Annotated in this window: 11 protein-coding genes; 5 read left to right on the forward strand and 6 right to left on the reverse strand. The window is 35.8% G+C overall.

The genetic code is table 11. The features are described from left to right. Positions 1-2: 2 nt before the first annotated feature. From ACFOW1_RS15140 to rsfS, 5 genes are all read right to left on the reverse strand, one after another. Positions 3-824 (reverse strand): hypothetical protein, encoded by an 822-nt coding sequence (locus ACFOW1_RS15140; protein ID WP_379015434.1) that lies wholly within the window; start codon positions 822-824, stop codon positions 3-5. Continuing rightward, positions 812-1,570 (reverse strand): UDP-2,3-diacylglucosamine diphosphatase, encoded by a 759-nt coding sequence (locus tag ACFOW1_RS15145; RefSeq protein ID WP_379015435.1) that lies wholly within the window; start codon positions 1,568-1,570, stop codon positions 812-814. Before ACFOW1_RS15145 ends, ACFOW1_RS15140 begins: the two co-directional genes overlap by 13 nt. A 28-nt stretch (positions 1,571-1,598) precedes the next feature. Then, positions 1,599-2,228, reverse strand: coding sequence for a LutC/YkgG family protein (locus ACFOW1_RS15150; protein ID WP_379015436.1), 630 nt, complete (start codon positions 2,226-2,228; stop codon positions 1,599-1,601). A 6-nt stretch (positions 2,229-2,234) separates the two neighbouring features. Beyond that, entirely contained in the window at positions 2,235-4,292 is a 2,058-nt protein-coding gene (gene ftsH / locus ACFOW1_RS15155) for an ATP-dependent zinc metalloprotease FtsH (protein ID WP_379015437.1), read from the reverse strand. A gap of 66 nt (positions 4,293-4,358) precedes the next feature. Continuing rightward, positions 4,359-4,760, reverse strand: coding sequence for a ribosome silencing factor (gene rsfS / locus ACFOW1_RS15160; RefSeq protein ID WP_379015438.1), 402 nt, complete (start codon positions 4,758-4,760; stop codon positions 4,359-4,361). A gap of 16 nt (positions 4,761-4,776) precedes the next feature. On the opposite strand from rsfS, the gene ACFOW1_RS15165 reads away from it, so the two are divergent. Continuing rightward, on the forward strand, positions 4,777-5,649 hold the full coding sequence (locus ACFOW1_RS15165) for a biotin--[acetyl-CoA-carboxylase] ligase (RefSeq protein ID WP_379015440.1): 873 nt from the start codon (positions 4,777-4,779) through the stop codon (positions 5,647-5,649). A gap of 72 nt (positions 5,650-5,721) precedes the next feature. Here the strand turns inward: ACFOW1_RS15165 and ACFOW1_RS15170 are convergent, their stop codons facing one another. Next, positions 5,722-6,624 (reverse strand): OmpA family protein, encoded by a 903-nt coding sequence (locus ACFOW1_RS15170; RefSeq protein WP_379015441.1) that lies wholly within the window; start codon positions 6,622-6,624, stop codon positions 5,722-5,724. Between the two features lie 545 nt (positions 6,625-7,169). Here ACFOW1_RS15170 and ACFOW1_RS15175 point away from each other — a divergent pair. The 4 genes from ACFOW1_RS15175 (at position 7,170) to ACFOW1_RS15190 (ending at position 17,437) form a co-directional block, all read left to right on the forward strand. Continuing rightward, positions 7,170-7,784: a Crp/Fnr family transcriptional regulator gene (locus ACFOW1_RS15175; protein ID WP_379015442.1), complete on the forward strand. Its 615-nt coding sequence runs from the start codon at positions 7,170-7,172 to the stop codon at positions 7,782-7,784. Positions 7,785-8,555: 771 nt separating this feature from the next. Beyond that, positions 8,556-14,195 (forward strand): beta strand repeat-containing protein, encoded by a 5,640-nt coding sequence (locus tag ACFOW1_RS15180; protein WP_379015444.1) that lies wholly within the window; start codon positions 8,556-8,558, stop codon positions 14,193-14,195. A 60-nt stretch (positions 14,196-14,255) separates the two neighbouring features. Beyond that, positions 14,256-15,989 carry a hypothetical protein gene (locus tag ACFOW1_RS15185; protein ID WP_379015445.1) on the forward strand — a complete coding sequence of 578 codons (1,734 nt, stop codon included), beginning with the start codon at positions 14,256-14,258 and terminating at the stop codon, positions 15,987-15,989. Between the two features lie 2 nt (positions 15,990-15,991). After that, a complete protein-coding gene (locus tag ACFOW1_RS15190) occupies positions 15,992-17,437 on the forward strand; it encodes a fibronectin type III domain-containing protein (RefSeq protein ID WP_379015446.1) in 1,446 nt (481 codons plus the stop codon). Positions 17,438-17,469 lie beyond the last annotated feature (32 nt).

Here is a 17,469-nt window from a genome sequence, read left to right on the forward strand (position 1 = left end):
ATTTACTGAATGCTATAAATTTCTAGTCCTTCTTTAGTTAAAACATAGGCTTTGTTTTGGAGTAATAACAGTTTTATAGCATTTGTAAAGTTTGTGGGCAGCTTGAAATTGTTGTACTGGAGTTGCTTCGGGTTTGCCATATAGTAATAAATACTATCGTGCCCACGCAAATAATTGTCGGTGACTTGAACATCTTGCCAATCGGTAATTGGATATTGATTTTTAAGTCCGCCATAATAATCGAAAACGGTCCAACCTTTTTTGCTGTTATACAAGTACAACAGACCATTCATATCTATAATAGATTGCGGTGTAGCGTTGTCTTCAAAGAGTAATCTAAAATCACTGGTTTCTAACAATAGATTACCGCTTTCGTCTATTTTTTTGAGTGTATTATCTACCTCGTCAAACAGCCAAATATTGTTATCGTAGCTTTGTGCAATGGCTTTTACCTGAAAAATATTTTGTCCCCTTAGTTGAATACTATTTCTGTTGTTCAGTTGTTGACCTAGCATTACTATTGTTGCAAAATCTTTATAATATACCAATACTTTTAATGGGTTACTCACATCAATGGTATAAATGTTACCGTAGCGTTTTACGTCGTTAAATATGCCTACACTGTCAAAATTGTTGTTGAGTTTTTTAATTTGATTGGTGGCGGTAATGAGGAAAATATTACCCAAATTATCTACAGAGAAATTATTAAAACTACCATTAATACTTTTTATATGTTGTATACGCAAAGTGGTATCCGTTAAAGCTTTCAACTGAAAACTATAACCACAAAAAACAATTGCTAAAAATATGTTTAGTCTACCCATTTGTGAAGTTGTACATCAATACCATCAAACGATGCGTAGGTAAAGTTAGTAATCCAATCACCAATATTGATATAACGGCTTGTTTCAGATAATATATAATCGATAGGTAAATGTCTGTGGCCAAATACAAAGAAATTAAAGTGCTGTTTAGCCAACATTTCTTTACAGTAAATAAGTAGCCACTCTTTGTCTTCACCCATAAAAAAAGCTTCGCTAGTGCCTGTACGTTCTTTGCTTTTTAAGCTGAAATAATTGGCCAAACCCATGCCCCAAGAGGGATGTAACTGGCCGAATAACCAATTGCAAATAGGGTTACGAAATACTTTTTTTAAAAATTTATAGCCATGGTCGGCAGGGCCAAGACCATCGCCATGACCAATATAAAACGATTTACCATTGAAATGGTAGGTTTTAGGATGATGATGTACGGGAATATTAAACTCTTGTTCAAAATAGCCATTCATCCACATATCGTGGTTACCCACAAAAAATTCAATTTGAATACCGCTATCTGTTAACTCTGCAAGCTTCCCAAAAATACGAGAGTAACCTTTTGGAATGACTGTTTTGTACTCATACCAAAAGTCGAACATATCGCCAACGATAAAAATAATTTGTGCATCATGTTTAATCGCATCTAAGAAAGCGACAACTTTTTTTTCACGTACTAGGCTTGCAGCCACATTGGGTGCGCCTAAATGAAAATCTGATAAAAAGTAAATTTTTTTAGCGGGTTGTAAATCCATGTAATTTGTATAGGTATTTCAGTAGGTTTTATCCATCAATTAAAAAGCAAAATACTTCTTTTGGGCCATGCACACCTACCACCAATGTTTTTTCAATATCAGCAGTGCGGCTAGGGCCAGTTGCTAACGTTATTAAAGATGGCAAATTTGCCCCGTATTTGGTTTTAATGAGTTGTAAACCATCTTTGATGTCGTACACTAATTGGCTTGTGTAGGCAATGCAAATGTGAACAGGTGCGTATACACTTGTGCTTCTACCACTTTGCTGTGCAGCACTCAATATCATACTGCCGGTTCTTGCTACAAGGCTTTCGCAAGTGGTAATTGCCGCATCGCAACTGGCTAAATCTGTAGCAGTAAAGTTGGTAAAACCACTTGCAGATAATTGTTGCTTTAAGTTGTCTTCGTTACATAAAATATGGCTCCAATTTCTTGCAGTAGCGAGTATTTGTAAATTACTAGCCATTTCATTTAAATTGGCACAAAAAGAAAACTTACCTAGTAGTTTGGTAAAGTTTTCAGCAAACTCTATCTCTAATTCTTGAACTGATGGTAAAAATACGTTATCACTCGTATTACCACCAGCAAAAGGAACAGGCACTGGATTGACCAATGCCTGTCTTATTTTATTTAAAATGTTTTCTCTCGAATTAGTCATCTCAAGTTATGCAATTGTATTATCACCTTCAATAGGAATAATGGTAGATTCTGGTGGTGCTATAACAATTTCAGGTTCTGCTTCCAGAATTTTTTTAGATTCAAAAGGTCTTTTGCCAATTAACTCTTCTACATCGCTTTTGTGCAGTACTTCTTTTGAAAGTAGCGCTTTTGCTAGTATTTCAACTTGCTCTTTTTTATCAGTTAAAAGTTGCAATGTTTGCGTATAGGCTTTATCAATAATGTTTTTGACTTCTTCATCTATTATTTTACCAGTGCCTTCGCTGAAAGGTTTGGTAAATGAATTTTCGGTTGTAGGGTCGTAGAAACTTACGTTGCCAATTTTATCGCTCATACCGTAGGCTGTAACCATACCATAAGCCATACGAGTAATTTGCTGTAAGTCGTTACTTGCACCAGTTGATATTTTTCCGAAGAAAATTTGCTCACTTGCTCTACCGCCTAAAGTCATACAAATTTGATCCATCAATTGGTCTACATTGTACAAATATTGCTCAGTAGGTGTGTATTGTGCATAGCCTAAGGCAGCCGTGCCTCTTGGTACAATAGTTACTTTTAACAAAGGATATGCATGTTCTAAAAACCAACCACATACTGCATGACCTGCTTCGTGGTAAGCAATGATTTCTTTTTCGTGTGGGGCGATGATTTTGTTTTTCTTTTCGAGACCACCAATTACTCTATCAATGGCATCTTGAAAATCAATCATTTCAACAGATTGTTTGTCTTTACGAGCCGCAATTAACGCTGCTTCGTTACATACATTGGCAATATCGGCACCAGCAAAACCCGGTGTTTGTTCAGCCAGTTTTAATACATCTAGCGTTTCAGATACCTTGATAGGCAATAAGTGTACCTTAAAAATCGCTTCACGACCTTTTACATCTGGTTTGTCTATGGTAATTTGTCTATCAAAACGACCTGGACGTAATAATGCTGAATCTAATACATCAGGTCTATTAGTAGCCGCTAATATGATAATACCAGTATCGCCGCCAAAACCATCCATCTCAACAAGCAATTGGTTTAACGTGTTTTCGCGCTCATCATTACTCATCATCATGTTTTTACCACGCGCTCTACCGATGGCATCAATTTCATCTATAAAAATAATACAAGGTGCTTTTTCACGCGCTTGTTTAAACAAATCACGTACACGACTAGCGCCTACACCTACAAACATCTCAACAAAGTCGCTACCACTAAGGCTGAAGAAAGGCACTTGTGCTTCACCTGCCATTGCTTTTGCCAATAACGTTTTACCAGTACCAGGAGGGCCAATTAATAATGCGCCTTTTGGTATTTTACCACCAAGTGCGGTATATTTTTTTGGATTTTTTAGAAAATCTACAATTTCCATTACCTCTACTTTCGCTTCGTCTAGGCCAGCTACATCGGTAAATGTGATATTTACTTTGGTGCCGCCTTTTTCGAATAAAGTAGCTTTTGATTTACCGATATTAAAAATACCGCCAGGACCACCACCCCCGCCTGGGCCACCGCCCATTTTGCGCATTAACAACACCCAAAGCCCTACAAACATAATAACGCTAATTAAGATGTTTACAATGCCACTATTAAACCAATCTGGGTCTGTAATTGCATTCGCTGGTATAGGATCAATTTTATTGTCATCGTAAAATTTGGCGAGTCTTTGTTCAAAAGATGTCCAATCTGTTACCTTAAAAAAGAAAGCAGGCGCCGTTTTTGCTTTTTCGGCATCAAAACGTTTATTAATTTTATCTACATAAAATTTTTTGCCAATACTATCTGCTTTGATATAAATTTTTACAGTATTGGTGTTGGTTACTTTATCCAATTTAGCTACATCACCGTTTTTGAGCATACTGCTAAAAAATTCTTCTGGTGTAGTGGCTATTGCTTCAGGCTTCATACCAATAAATTGGAAGCCGATTAAAACTGCAAAAACAATTGCATAAATCCAATATAAACTAAACTTTGGTGTTTTGCGTTCTGGCTTTTCGTCATTACCATTTACTGGTTGAAAAGGGAATTTTGGTGGTTGTTTATCTTCTTTTGCCATAAATACTTGCTATAAGAATAAATAATGCTTTAACTATTAAAAATGTTTAAAAGGCTATGTGAAAGTTTAGTCATCATGGCCTTGAGCTATTGCATCGCTCCACATATCTTCTAAGTTGTAAAATTTACGTTGTTCGGGATGCATCACGTGTACTACAATGCTAATATAATCTACTAAAATCCATTGAGACGATGCTTTACCCTCATTTTTATAGGGTATTTCGCCACATATTTCTCTTACATTGTGTTCTATAAAATCTGCAATAGCTTTTACTTGTGTGGTAGAGGAAGCTTGACAAATAATAAAAAAATCTGCTACAGCTTCTGGTATTTTACGTAAATCGAGACTAACAATATGTTCGCCTTTTTTTTCTTTGATTGACGTAATAATTGCTTTGAAAAATTTTGAGTTGCGCGTAATGCGTGTTACACTTTTTGGACGGGTTTCTAATACTGACAACTGTGACAACAATAAATGAATTTAAATGAATGTAATTTGGGTGACGATTGAGCGGTTGTTTTATTCTAAAACTGCTGTAAAACTAAGCATCAACTTCTCAACTTCTCACTTCTATCTTTGCATCAAAAATAATACTTCTTTGTCACCCATCATCACTAAAAACAAAATAGGGCAACCCTTTGTACAATTTGAAGCAATTTATAGTACCAATAGTTATGCCATTGACAGTTTGCAAGCTAATTTGGCTGCACATGGTACCGCTTACTTTGCCCATCATCAAACTGCTGGCAAGGGGCAACGCGGTAAAGAATGGCATACACAACCGAGTAGTAACATCATTTTATCTGTAATTGTAGATAGTACAGCACTTGGCATACACCAACAATTTCAACTTAGTGTGGCTGTTGCGCTTGCTTGCCACGATTTTTTTAGCCAATATGCTGGCGATGAAACGACTGTAAAATGGCCGAATGATATTTATTGGCGTGACAGAAAGGCAGCAGGTATTTTAATAGAAAATATTATAAAAGGTAATGTGTGGCAATGGGCTGTGGTAGGAATTGGTATCAATATTAATCAAACAAGCTTTGGTGAATATGCTAAAAATCCTGTTTCACTAAAGCAGATAACAGGCGAACAATTTGATACCGTTAAGTTGGCAAAAGAACTTTGTAACGAGCTAGACCATCGTTATCAACAGTTATTGAATAGAGATTTTACTACTTTATTATCAGAATACAATCAATACTTATATAAAGCTGGGCAAGTTGTAAAACTAAAAAAAGACACGGCTACTTTTACTTGCACCATTAAACAAGTAAATAGCAATGGACAACTTGAAGTCATTGGTGCTGCAAAAGATTGTTTTGAATTTGGCGAAGTGGAATGGGTGATTTAATCTTTTACATTACTGAAACTAAAAACGCCTCACAAATTGTGTGGCGTTTTTAGTTCTACTTTATTTGTATAATTATTTTTTCTCTAATAGTTTAAAGAATTGGTCAAGTTGTGGTAAAATAACGATTCTTGTTCTTCTATTAGCGGCTCTTCCTTCGGCAGTGGTATTGTCGGTTACTGGTAAGTATTCGCTTCTACCGGCTGCTGTCATACGTTTAGGGTCTAAACCGTAACTAGTTTGTAATAATCGTACAATTGTGGTTGCACGCTTTACACTTAAGTCCCAATTGTCTTTTAATTCGCCAGTACCTTTATAAGTGACATTATCCGTATGACCTTCCACCATAAATTCAATAGTTGGTTGTGCATTTAATACTTTCGCTACTTTGCCAAGCACTACTTTCGCTTTATCTGTTACGTCATAACTACCACTTTTAAAAAGTAATTTGTCCGAAATATCGATAAATATTGCACTTTTATCTACTTTAATATTAATATCGCCATCATCTAGGTTGCCAATAGCGCCTTTCAAGTTCATCACTAAAGCCATGTTTAACGAATCTTTTTTAGCAATACTGCTTTGAAGATCTTGGATATACATGTCTTTCATACCAATGTTTTCCATCGATTTCTTAATGCTTTCTGCCTGAGCGCCAGTAATTACAGAAAGGTCTTTTAACTGACCAAGTACTTGATTGTTGTTTTGTTTCAAATAATCTACTTGTTTATTAAGGCCATCTATTTCTGTTTGTAGTTGTTTGTTTTTTGCTGTTAAATCATCGGCAAGTTGCCCTTTTTGTTTGCTAGCTTCAAGGCAAGCAGTAAGGTCAGATTCTTTTTTCAGATAGGCTTTGTTTAAATCGTCGTACTTAGCAGCAGCTTGTGCCTGCATCTCTTGTACTTTTTTCTTTCCTACACAAGAGAATAAAGTGGCCGAGCTTATAGCTACGGCAGTAATGGCTAGTTTATAATTCATGTTTAACGTTTTGATAAAGGCAGTAAAAATAATGCCAAAGTGGTTTCAATTATCATAAAATTCGCCTAAAAATTGTGCGTTATATTTTAACGGTAAAGCTTGGGTTTTACTGAGATAAAAATCTAATGATGAAGAAAATTGATTTTTCTATGGCTGTATCTAAAAAAATAATAGACCAATCGGTTGCCCATATTAGCCTTTTAAATAAAAAATTTGTTACATAGATATTTCAAGTATTTAAAGGCTTAGCTGTTGTATTTTTTCGATACCTTTTATCTAAAAATCTGTTTGCATTGAAAGCATAATGTGTTGAGGAATTTGCCTATCACTCCATTAAATAGTTTATTATTTTACAATGTAAATTTTAAAATATTTAATACATTTTTTTTGCTACAAAGAAATGTTTTGACACTTTTGTGTAAATCCTAAAAAATGGAGATGTTAAAAGCAACAATGCTGTCAATATCTTACTTCTAAATACATATTATAGAATATTTATTTAAAATATTTCATAAATAAGTTTTAGAACACTAACCCTGAGAAAAATGAGCCAACCAAAACACGCAACACCTGAACAAGCGCGCCCTTTTTTAGAAGCATTTAAATTTTTTTACCAAATTAACGATGCTTCGGCTAATTTTTTTATGCGAAATACGTACCCTATTTCTATCAAGAAGGGTACGATGCTGCACAAAGCTGGTGATATATGCAATCATATCTACTTCATTACAAAAGGCGCCGTAAGGGGTTATGTCAACGATAATGGTAAAGAAAAAATTACTTGGATATCTGTAGAAAATGAAATGGTCACTTCTATTTACAGTTATTATATGCAACAGCCTAGTTTGGAAAATATGGATGCCATTGAAGATTGTGAAATATTATCTATGAGTCATGAAAAATTGAATGAGTTATATAATTTAGAGCCGTCTGTCAATATATTGGTAAGGCGTATTCTAGAGAAGTATTATGCAGATGCCGAAGTAAGGGCGTTAACGAGTCGTTTTAGTGATGCGGATACCAAATACGAATTTTTCTTAAACACTTATAGCCATCTTGCGAATAGAATTCCATTAACTTATATCGCTTCATTTTTAGGTATCAACTTAGAAACATTAAGCAGGGTTCGCGCCAAAAAACGCAGTATTAAAAAATCATAACTTTTTTGACCTATTGGTATAAAATGACGAACCGCATTTAAACACAAGCTTTTTGAGGGTGACATTTTTTGTAATTTGTTAGACTTCATAGTTATAACAGCTCCTATTATTTAGGCTGATTGATATTTGATATTTTTATAAAGAAATGAATTCTGAGGCTGCTGAGGAATTATTCATATTAATTAATCGTTAAGCAGTAGAAGGTGTTCAAGCAATTTCTAGATAAATATTGGCCTCATTGTGGCATGCGCTACCAATCCTTTTTTAGTGATAAACATATAGCATTAAAATCTTTAACTGCCTTATCATAAATAAGTTTTCTGAACATTTAGTAGTGATAAGCTTTGGGAATTACCTTTTTAAGGATATCGCAAAGTATTTATTTACACCATCGGTTGTGCTATCTTATAACTTAAAATTCTAACAACACTTTAACACCATTTTTTTTGACAAAAGTCAAATAAAATTTATCGGCGCACTTTGAATACCTCACATTACTACTTTTAGGAAAGATTTAAAATATCAAACATTTTGGGGGTGTGGTTTGTATCAAACGCTTTTTTTAACGCAAAATGCTTCAAACACCACTTTTAAAATTTTAGTCTTGCTTTATTTAAAATCAAGGCCAACTGCCCAATTGATGTATTTTTTATCAGTAGAATAAATCCTAAGAACTAGTTACTCTAAAATCCTTCTCTCCTCATGCGAAGCCAATCATATAGATATTTGGCGAAATAATAATATATATTTTTAATTTTTAACTCTAAACCCATGTTAACTAAAAAGTTAACCCTCACACTTGTTGTATTACTGGCCATCGTTACTATTAGTTCAGCGCAAAGTAAAATCTATTGGCTTGTAAATAGTGGAAATGGCACCGTGAACTCTGCTTTTCAAGATGGTACATCGTCGAAAACACTTGTTTCTGGCGCTAGCAGCCCAGATGGTAGTTGTATTTCAACTGGTCTTGGGAAAATTTATTGGGTAGAAGGCGGCTCTAGGAAATTGCGACGAGCGAATTTTGATGGTTCTGCTGTGGTTGATTTAGCCGATTTGTCAAGTTTAAATCCTAGAGGCATCACGATAGATGAAGCTAGCAACAAGCTTTATATAATTGGTACATCAGGGTTTGGTTATTGCAATTTGGATGGTACTAATCTTGTTGTTCACCTAAACGGGACTCAGAATTATGGGCAAAGAGGAATAGCATACAATCCTTATACGAATAAATTATATATTACTGATCAGAGTAGCTCACTAAAATCAGTTGATACAAGTGGTGCTAATTTGAAAACACTATTTTCAAATCTAAGTGGCGCTTGGGGGGTAAAAATAGATGTGCCAGGACAAAAAATATATTTTTCGGATTATACAAAAGTTGACAGGTGTAATTTGGACGGCTCAGGTGATACAACAATTATTTCTATAAAAAATAATTATAATTTTGTTTCTCTATGTGTTGATGGTAGAAATAATAAACTTTTTTGGTTTGCCAAGGATACTATTTATAGCTCCGCACTTGATGGTAGTTCGCAAACTGCTATATTAACTGGTTTAAGCAATGTTTTTGACATGTCGGTACTGGGTGGTTCATCAGTACAATCTTACAATATCAATTTTAGCAATATTACACAAACCACTGCATCTGCTATTTGGAATAAAGGTAATGGTACAGGAAGAGCAGTATTTCTAACAGCTTCCAATACTGGTACACCTGTTCCACAAAACGGTACATCTTACACTGCCAATGCTGCATTTGGTAGTGGTTCGCAAATAGGTACTAGTGGTTGGTATTGTGTGTACAATGGAACTGATTCTGTGGTTAATATTACAGGATTAACTGCTGGTACTACTTATCGAATGATGGTGAACGAATATTCTGGTACTGGCGCAAATCAATCGTATAATGTCTCAGTAAGTACATTAAATCCTAATAATTTTACAACTGTAGCAGCGCCAGCAGGTCCTCCTACTATCACTTCTTTTGCACCCATTTTAGGTAAACCTGGGGATGTTATTACCATTACAGGTACTAATTTCAGTACTACACCAGCTAATAATATTGTATTTTTTGGTGCTACAAGAGCCGCTGTTACAGCAGCAACTACGACAAGTTTAACCGTAACGGTACCTAAAGGCGCTACATATGCACCTATTACTGAATTGAATACCGATGTTAGTTTAGCTTGTTATAGTTTGAGTAATTTTAATCCAATTTTTAGTCCAGCTAAATCTGGTATTACAACTGCTGATTTTTCACCAAAGCAAGATTTTGCTGGAGGGATAGACACACGGTCTGTTGCTGTTGGTGATTTGGATGGCGATGGTAAACCTGACTTAGTAGTAGCAAATTATAGCGCCAATACAATTTCAGTCTATTTTAATACAGCTACAAGTGGTAGTATTAAGGCTGGTAGTTTCGCAGGCAAGATAGATTTTGCGACAGGTACGAATCCTATTTCTGTTGCTATTGGCGACCTTGATGGTGATGGTAAGCCTGATTTAGCAGTTGGAAACAATGGGTCTAATACTATTTCTATATTTCGAAATACATCTACCGCTGGCAGCATCGATGCCAATAGTTTTGCAGCAGCCGTAAATATTCCAGCTAATAATTATTTATATTCACTTGCAATTGGTGATTTGGATGGTGATGGCAAACTAGATTTGGTTTCGGCTAATATTGGCAACCCAAGTGTTGTTTCGGTATTGCGTAATACATCTACAACAGGCAGTTTAAGTGCGAGCAGCTTTGCATCACCTGTTAGTTTTACTACGGGTTCATACCCCTATTCAGTTGCTATTGCTGATTTAGACGGTGACGGTAAGCTAGATTTGGCAGTAGCAAATAATAATGCTAGCACAGTTTCTATACTACGAAATACATCTACTGTTGGTAATATAGATGCAACTAGTTTTGCAACTAAAGTAGATTTTGCTGTAGGTGTAAGGCCATGGTCAATTAAAATTGGTGATCTAGACGGTGATGGCAAACCAGATTTGGCAGTTGTTAATGAGACAAGTAATACGGTATCTGTTTTTCGAAATACGTCTACAAGTGGGAGTATAAATTCAACAAGTTTTGCCTCTAAAGTTGATTTCGTGACTGGTAGCACGCTGCCTTTTTCAGTAGCCATCGGTGATCTAGATGGTGATGGTAAACCTGATTTAGCAGTTGCAAATACTAATGGAAATACTGTATCCATACTGCGTAATACCGCTACTCTCGGTAGTATTAGCGCGAGCAGCTTTGCACCAAAAGTAGATTTTCAAACAGCTACTGCACAAGATATTGCTATTGCAGATATTGATGGTGATGGTAAGCCAGATCTAGTATTAGCGAATTATGGGAATTCTATTAGTGGCGTATCGGTTCTACGCAATGCTGAGCTTGCAACGCTAAATGTAACAAGCACGCTGACTACTTTTACTACTTGTGTTGGTACAGCAAGTGCAAGCCAAAGTTTTACAGTAAGTGGTACTGCATTAACCGCTAATTTAGTGGTAACAGCACCTACAGGTTTTGAAGTTTCGTTAACCTCTGGATCGGGTTACGCTTCAAGTGTTAGTTTAACACCTAGTAGCAATACAGTAGCAAATGCAACGATATATGTTCGTTTAACTAGCATTGCTACAGGTACACCTATTGGAAATATTGCCATTACAAGTATAGGAGCAACTACTCAAAACATAGCAGTGAGTGGAACGGCTAATATCCCACCTGTGGCACCTACTGCAGTCACAGCAACGCCAAGTACAATAGTAATAGGAAATAATTCTAATTTGAATGCCACTTCATTTGGTAATGATATTAATTGGTGGACAGCAGCTTCAAATGGTACATTATTAACGACTACATCAAGTGGTATAAATTATTCGGTAGCGCCTACAACCACTACCACCTATTATGCTGAAGCGCAACAAGTAAATAATTTTTCTGACAATGCAGTTCATAAAATAAAACTTACTTCTCATGGTGGTGACGAAACTATTGGCTACAGTTTTACGCCAAGTTCTACAATTACTGTCACTGGGGTTCGAAGATATTCTGGTTCAAAAATTTCTATTTGGGATAATTCAGGTAATTTATTGTTGTCTCAGCCATGCAGTGGTACAGACGGCGTTTGGACAGATATTCCTATTACCCCGATAGTTTTAAATGCAGGTACAACTTATAAAATAGGCGCTTTTGTAGCAGCTAGTGACCCTATTTATGCGAGTTATAATGTATTACCTCTGAATAGGTCTTTTGGAACAACTGATACAATTGGTTTGGCAGTTAGCGGTGATGCTATTCCTAAATTTAATGATGGCAATGCTTTTTGGTTTGTTGATATCATAATTGGTGCAGCGAATTGTCCCAGCACAACAAGAACACCTGTAGTAGTAACTGTTAATCTATCTACCATTAATACTAGTGGCACAGTAAGTGGCTTATCAACCTGTGCTGGTACTGCTTCTGCAGCACAAAATTTCACGGTGAGTGGTACAGGTTTGACTGATAATTTAGTGGTGACAGCACCTGTAGGTTACGAAATATCATTAACTTCTGGCTCGGGTTATGCTTCAAGTGTGACACTAACACCAAGTAGCAACGCAGTGGCAAATACTACCATATATGTTCGTTTAACTGCTACAGCTTCAGGCACACCTGTGGGTAATATAACGGTTACATCAACTGGTGCGACTACTCAAAGCGTCCCTGTTAATGGTATTGTCAATTCACTTCCTACACCAACGATTACAGCAGGCGGCGCTACTACTTTCTGTGCAGGCGGTTCTGTTACTTTAACTGCTAGCTCAGGCAGTAGTTATTTGTGGAGCACAGGTGAAACAACTGCTTCTATCAATGTATCAACTAGTGGTAGTTATACAGTAACTGTTACAAATACAAATGGCTGCTCTGCAACATCATCGGCCACTACGGTTACTGTTAATCCACTCCCAACACCAACAATTACAACAGGTGGGGCTACTACATTCTGTGCAGGCGGTTCTGTTACTTTAACTGCTAGCTCTGGCAGTAGCTATCTATGGAGCACTGGTGCAACAACTGCATCTATTAATGTATCAAATAGCGGGAATTACTCTGTAACAGTAACCAATAGCAATGGTTGTTCAGCAATCTCATCTCCTACAATGGTTACTGTAAATTTACTACCTGTTGTTGCGCCTATTACAGGCGCTAATGCTGTATGTGTTGGTTCAACAATTACCCTGAATTCTAACACAACCAATGGGGTTTGGAGTAGCAGTAGTATAACCTTAGCTACTATTAATGGTGGTACTGGTTTGCTAACTGGTGTTGCTGCGGGTACACCAACGATTACATATACCATAACAGATATCAATGGTTGTGTAAATAGTGTAAATGCGCCAATAACCGTGAATGCTTTACCTATATTAACACCAATTACAGGTGCCTCTTCTGTTTGTCAATTAAATACTATCGCACTAAGTAATACGACCAACGGTGGTGTATGGAGTAGTGCTAATGCTGCAATAGCAACTGTTAATAATACTGGTGTGGTATCTGGTATTACTGCAGGTGTTGTAACCATTAGCTATCGCATTACAAATGCCAATAATTGCAGTAGTACAAATACAAAAAGTATCACTGTTTTATCTCAACCTGCTAGAACCCCTATTGTAAAAGATACGTTGATTTGTAAAGCCACCAATTTTATAGTTGATGCCACGGTATCTGGTACTGCAACTTATGCCTGGACTGCTTCTGCTGGTGGGTTTACGTCAACACTGCCTAAAGTGAGTATCTCTAATCCTGCGTTGTATCGACTTACAATTACCTTGGCTAATGGTTGTTTTTATAACGATAGTATTAATATACGGAATACCACCGACACTGCTATACGTGCTAAATTATTAGTAAGTGCCCAAGGATTTATAAATGATAATATTGTTGCAGTTAACTTAACTAGTCCTACACCTCAAACTGCTTTGTGGGTTATTCCAAGCGGTGCGCAAGTAGTATCTCAATCTACAAGTGATCTTATTTTGAAATTCTCAAATACCGGAAAGTACCAAATAGGACTAAACACAACATCACTAAACGTTTGTAATAGTAGCGATTCTGGTATTGTTATCATCAGTAATAAAGACTCGGCAGTTAATAATGTTAGCAATAATATCACAATAAGAGAGGTAAATGTTGGTCCTAATCCGAGCACAGGTATCTACAACTTTATGATTAAATTAAATCAGCCTGGAAAAATATCTATTCGGATTTATCGCACCAATGGTATAATGACATACAACACCATTATACCAGCATCAGTAGGTGTCACGAATATTAACCAGTTAATAGATATTACAAGTGCTCCTAAAGATACCTATGTGGCGGTTGTTCAGAGTGATGATAGTTATGAGGTTAGAACACTTATTAAAAACTAATCACAATAAAAGATACAAGCTCGTAAATCATATTTATATATTGTTCATCCTAAACTTATTATGAAAAAATACCTAATCCTTATATTGGTGTCGTTTCAGTTTTTTCAAATTGCAAATGCACAAGAATTTAACTTGGGAGGTCTCTTTGGAAAAGACAAGCTCTTTAAGTTGAATGGTGGTCTCAATACCTCTTTTTTATACAACTATTCTTCTGATCCTAATAACCAAAGAGATCCATTTACAATGGTTGTAGGTGGTAATCTCAACTTTTTTGTGGCTGGTATTAATTTGCCTGTTAGTTTTTCTTATAGTAACGCAACGCTTAGTGTAGTGCCGCCTATGAATTTTAATAAGTTCTCAATCAATCCTAACTACAAATGGGCAACCTTGCATTTAGGGACAAATACTGCAGTTTTTTCACCCTATTCCCTTAATGGATTTCAATACAATGGTGTAGGGTTTGATCTCGTACCTGGTAAATTTAAATTTAAGTTTATGACAGGTAGGCTTTTAAAAGGTACAGGTGATTACAATCTTAATCCAACCGCTACACCTTTTTATAACAGAAAAGCTATTGGGGTGGCTGCTGAGTATCAACTTCAACAAGGGATTACTATTGGTGGCTCTCTCTTCCATGCAAAAGATGACTCTACTACGGCTTACAATATCCCATTCGAATTGGCTATTAAACCAAAAGAAAACTTTGTAGCAACCCTTAATACTACAGTCACCATTTTGCAACAGCTTAAAGTATCAGCAGAAATAGCTAAAAACTTTATTACACAAGATTTAACATCTCCGCTAAATCCAGTAATTGGTAAAGATGTGTTTTCTGGTTTTTTAGGTGTCAATGGCACTACCGCCAGACAACTTGCACGAAATGTAAAACTTGGTTATACTTTGGGTACTGTAGATATGGGGTTAGAATATGAGAAAGTAGATTTAGGATATCAGTGTTTAGGGGCTTTTTATAACCAAAATGGGTTTGAGAATACATTAATGCGTTTTAGTTTTCCATTGTTTCATAATAAATTGTTCTTGTCGCCAAGCTTTGGAATTCAGAACGATTTATCGGATTCGGTATCTAGCCAAACAGGAAGTAGGTTTATTACTAGCATCAATGCCACCTATAACCCAACCAATAAATTGAGTATTAACGGAACGTTCAATAACAATAAGAGTATCACCAACTTTAGAAACTTAGATAATATTGCAACTTCCAATAATTTGATACCTTATTATTTAGATTCCATCAGATTGGTGTTACTCAATTTGAATTTATCGGTAAATGCCAATTATATCCTAAAAGCTACAAAAGAAATTAGACAATCCATTAGTGCTTCATACTCTTTACAAAAAGGAACCAAGAAAGCTGGTGATTTTTTCATCGATGAAGAAGCCAACCAATTTCATAATGGAAATATCACGATGACAACCCTCTATCCAAAAACAACCTTCCAGTGGAACATGAATTTCAATTATAATCTAGCAACCCAAGGTTCGACAACAAAAACTACTGCCTACGGTCCAGGCTTCACTATTGGTAAAAAATTCTTGAATAAGAAATTATTAACACAAATTGGCTCTTCTTATAACACTACATATACCAATACCACTGCCTTACGCGTAAATGTTGTTAATTTAAAAGCCAATGTAGGATATAATATAAAAAATAGACATGATTTTAAATTCTCAGGTATATTTCAAACTAAAGCGAGTAATAACGGCTTAACCAATACTGCAAGTAACACCACTAACGGCATCATTACATTGACTTACAATTATAATTTCTAGACATGCAAAAATATTTTATTCATATTTTATCGATTGCTGTAGTGTGTATCTTTACTATGCTAGGTACTACAGTTCAGGGGCAGATTTCTGGCAATTTTCCAGTAAGTATCACGCCTGTTATTTATCCGCCATATCCTAGTTCTATAAAATATTTAAATGCATCTACATCACCTAGTTTGGTATTAACCATCACTAATAAATCTGTAAATGCCCAAAATATTAATGTAAATCTGGCAGTTGTAATAAAGGGTAATAATTTTATAGCAACATCTAGATCTGTTGTATCTGGTTTAGCACCTATCACTTTGATGGGCGGCTCTCCAGTTCGACTAACCAATTTAGACATAGCACCACTTTTCGATTTTAATAATTTATCTGGTATCACCTTAAGTCAATACCAAAATCCTTTCCCGCAATCTAAAGTAGTATTTGGATTTGTATTATATGATGCTACTACTGGAAGACAAGTGAGTGATATCGTTAACTATTCGGTAACCTATTCAGTAAATTACCCACCAACTACCACCTTACCAGAAAATAAAGCAACAGTTATAGAAAAAGGTATTCAAAATGTTTTGTTCCAATGGCAGCCTAGGCAATCAGCACCTACAAATGGCGTACAATATACGATACAATTGATAGAATTATTAAATAATACACAAGATCCTAGTTCTGCTTTTTTAACCACTAAACCCTTTTTTACAGACAGTACTTTCAGTAATAGATATATCTATGGTGCGGATAATCCGCCACTTTTAACTGGTAAGGTATATGCTTGGCGTGTACAAGCAAAGGCCTACGACAATGGTGGCACGCTTATTTCTAATTTTCAAAATAATGGATATAGTAATTTTGCTTCATTTAACTACTTTGCATCGTGTAAAAGTCCTTCTGAGTTAAGTGCAGATAATATTACAAAGTCTACAGCAGATATTTCGTGGGCAGAAATGCCTGATTATTCAAACTTTACGGTTTCATATCGTAAAAAAGGTGATCAGGTTTGGACAGATGTATCTGTAAAAAGTGCTAATGAGCCGACTAAGTCGCTTTCAGGATTACAGCCCTTAACGAGTTATCAAGTAAAGGTTAAAACTTTATGTGATGATGGTACAAATGCCGAGTCAATCATAAAAGATTTTAAAACATCCGATCAGGATGCTGCAGCAGCAGTTCTCAAAAAAGTTAATGCCAATTGCGGCACAAGGCCACCAAAAAAAGACAAACAAAAAGATTTAATAGATGCCTTAAAAGAGCAGGATATCATCACTGCGGGCGATTATTCTATTATAATATCTGAAATATCTGGCCAAAGTGGTGTCTTTTCAGGCAAAGGTACTATCGAGGTTTGGTTAGGCAAGCCTTTCAAAATGACCGTTTCATTTACGAATATCAAGGTAAATAAAGATCGAGAAGTGATTGAAGGAAAAATTAATCCAAGTAATAATTAATATATTAATACTCTATAACCTACTAACTCTTT

The sequence above is a fragment of the Parasediminibacterium paludis genome (assembly GCF_042651445.1).
In the GTDB taxonomy this organism is placed as follows: Bacteria; Bacteroidota; Bacteroidia; order Chitinophagales; family Chitinophagaceae; genus Parasediminibacterium; species Parasediminibacterium paludis.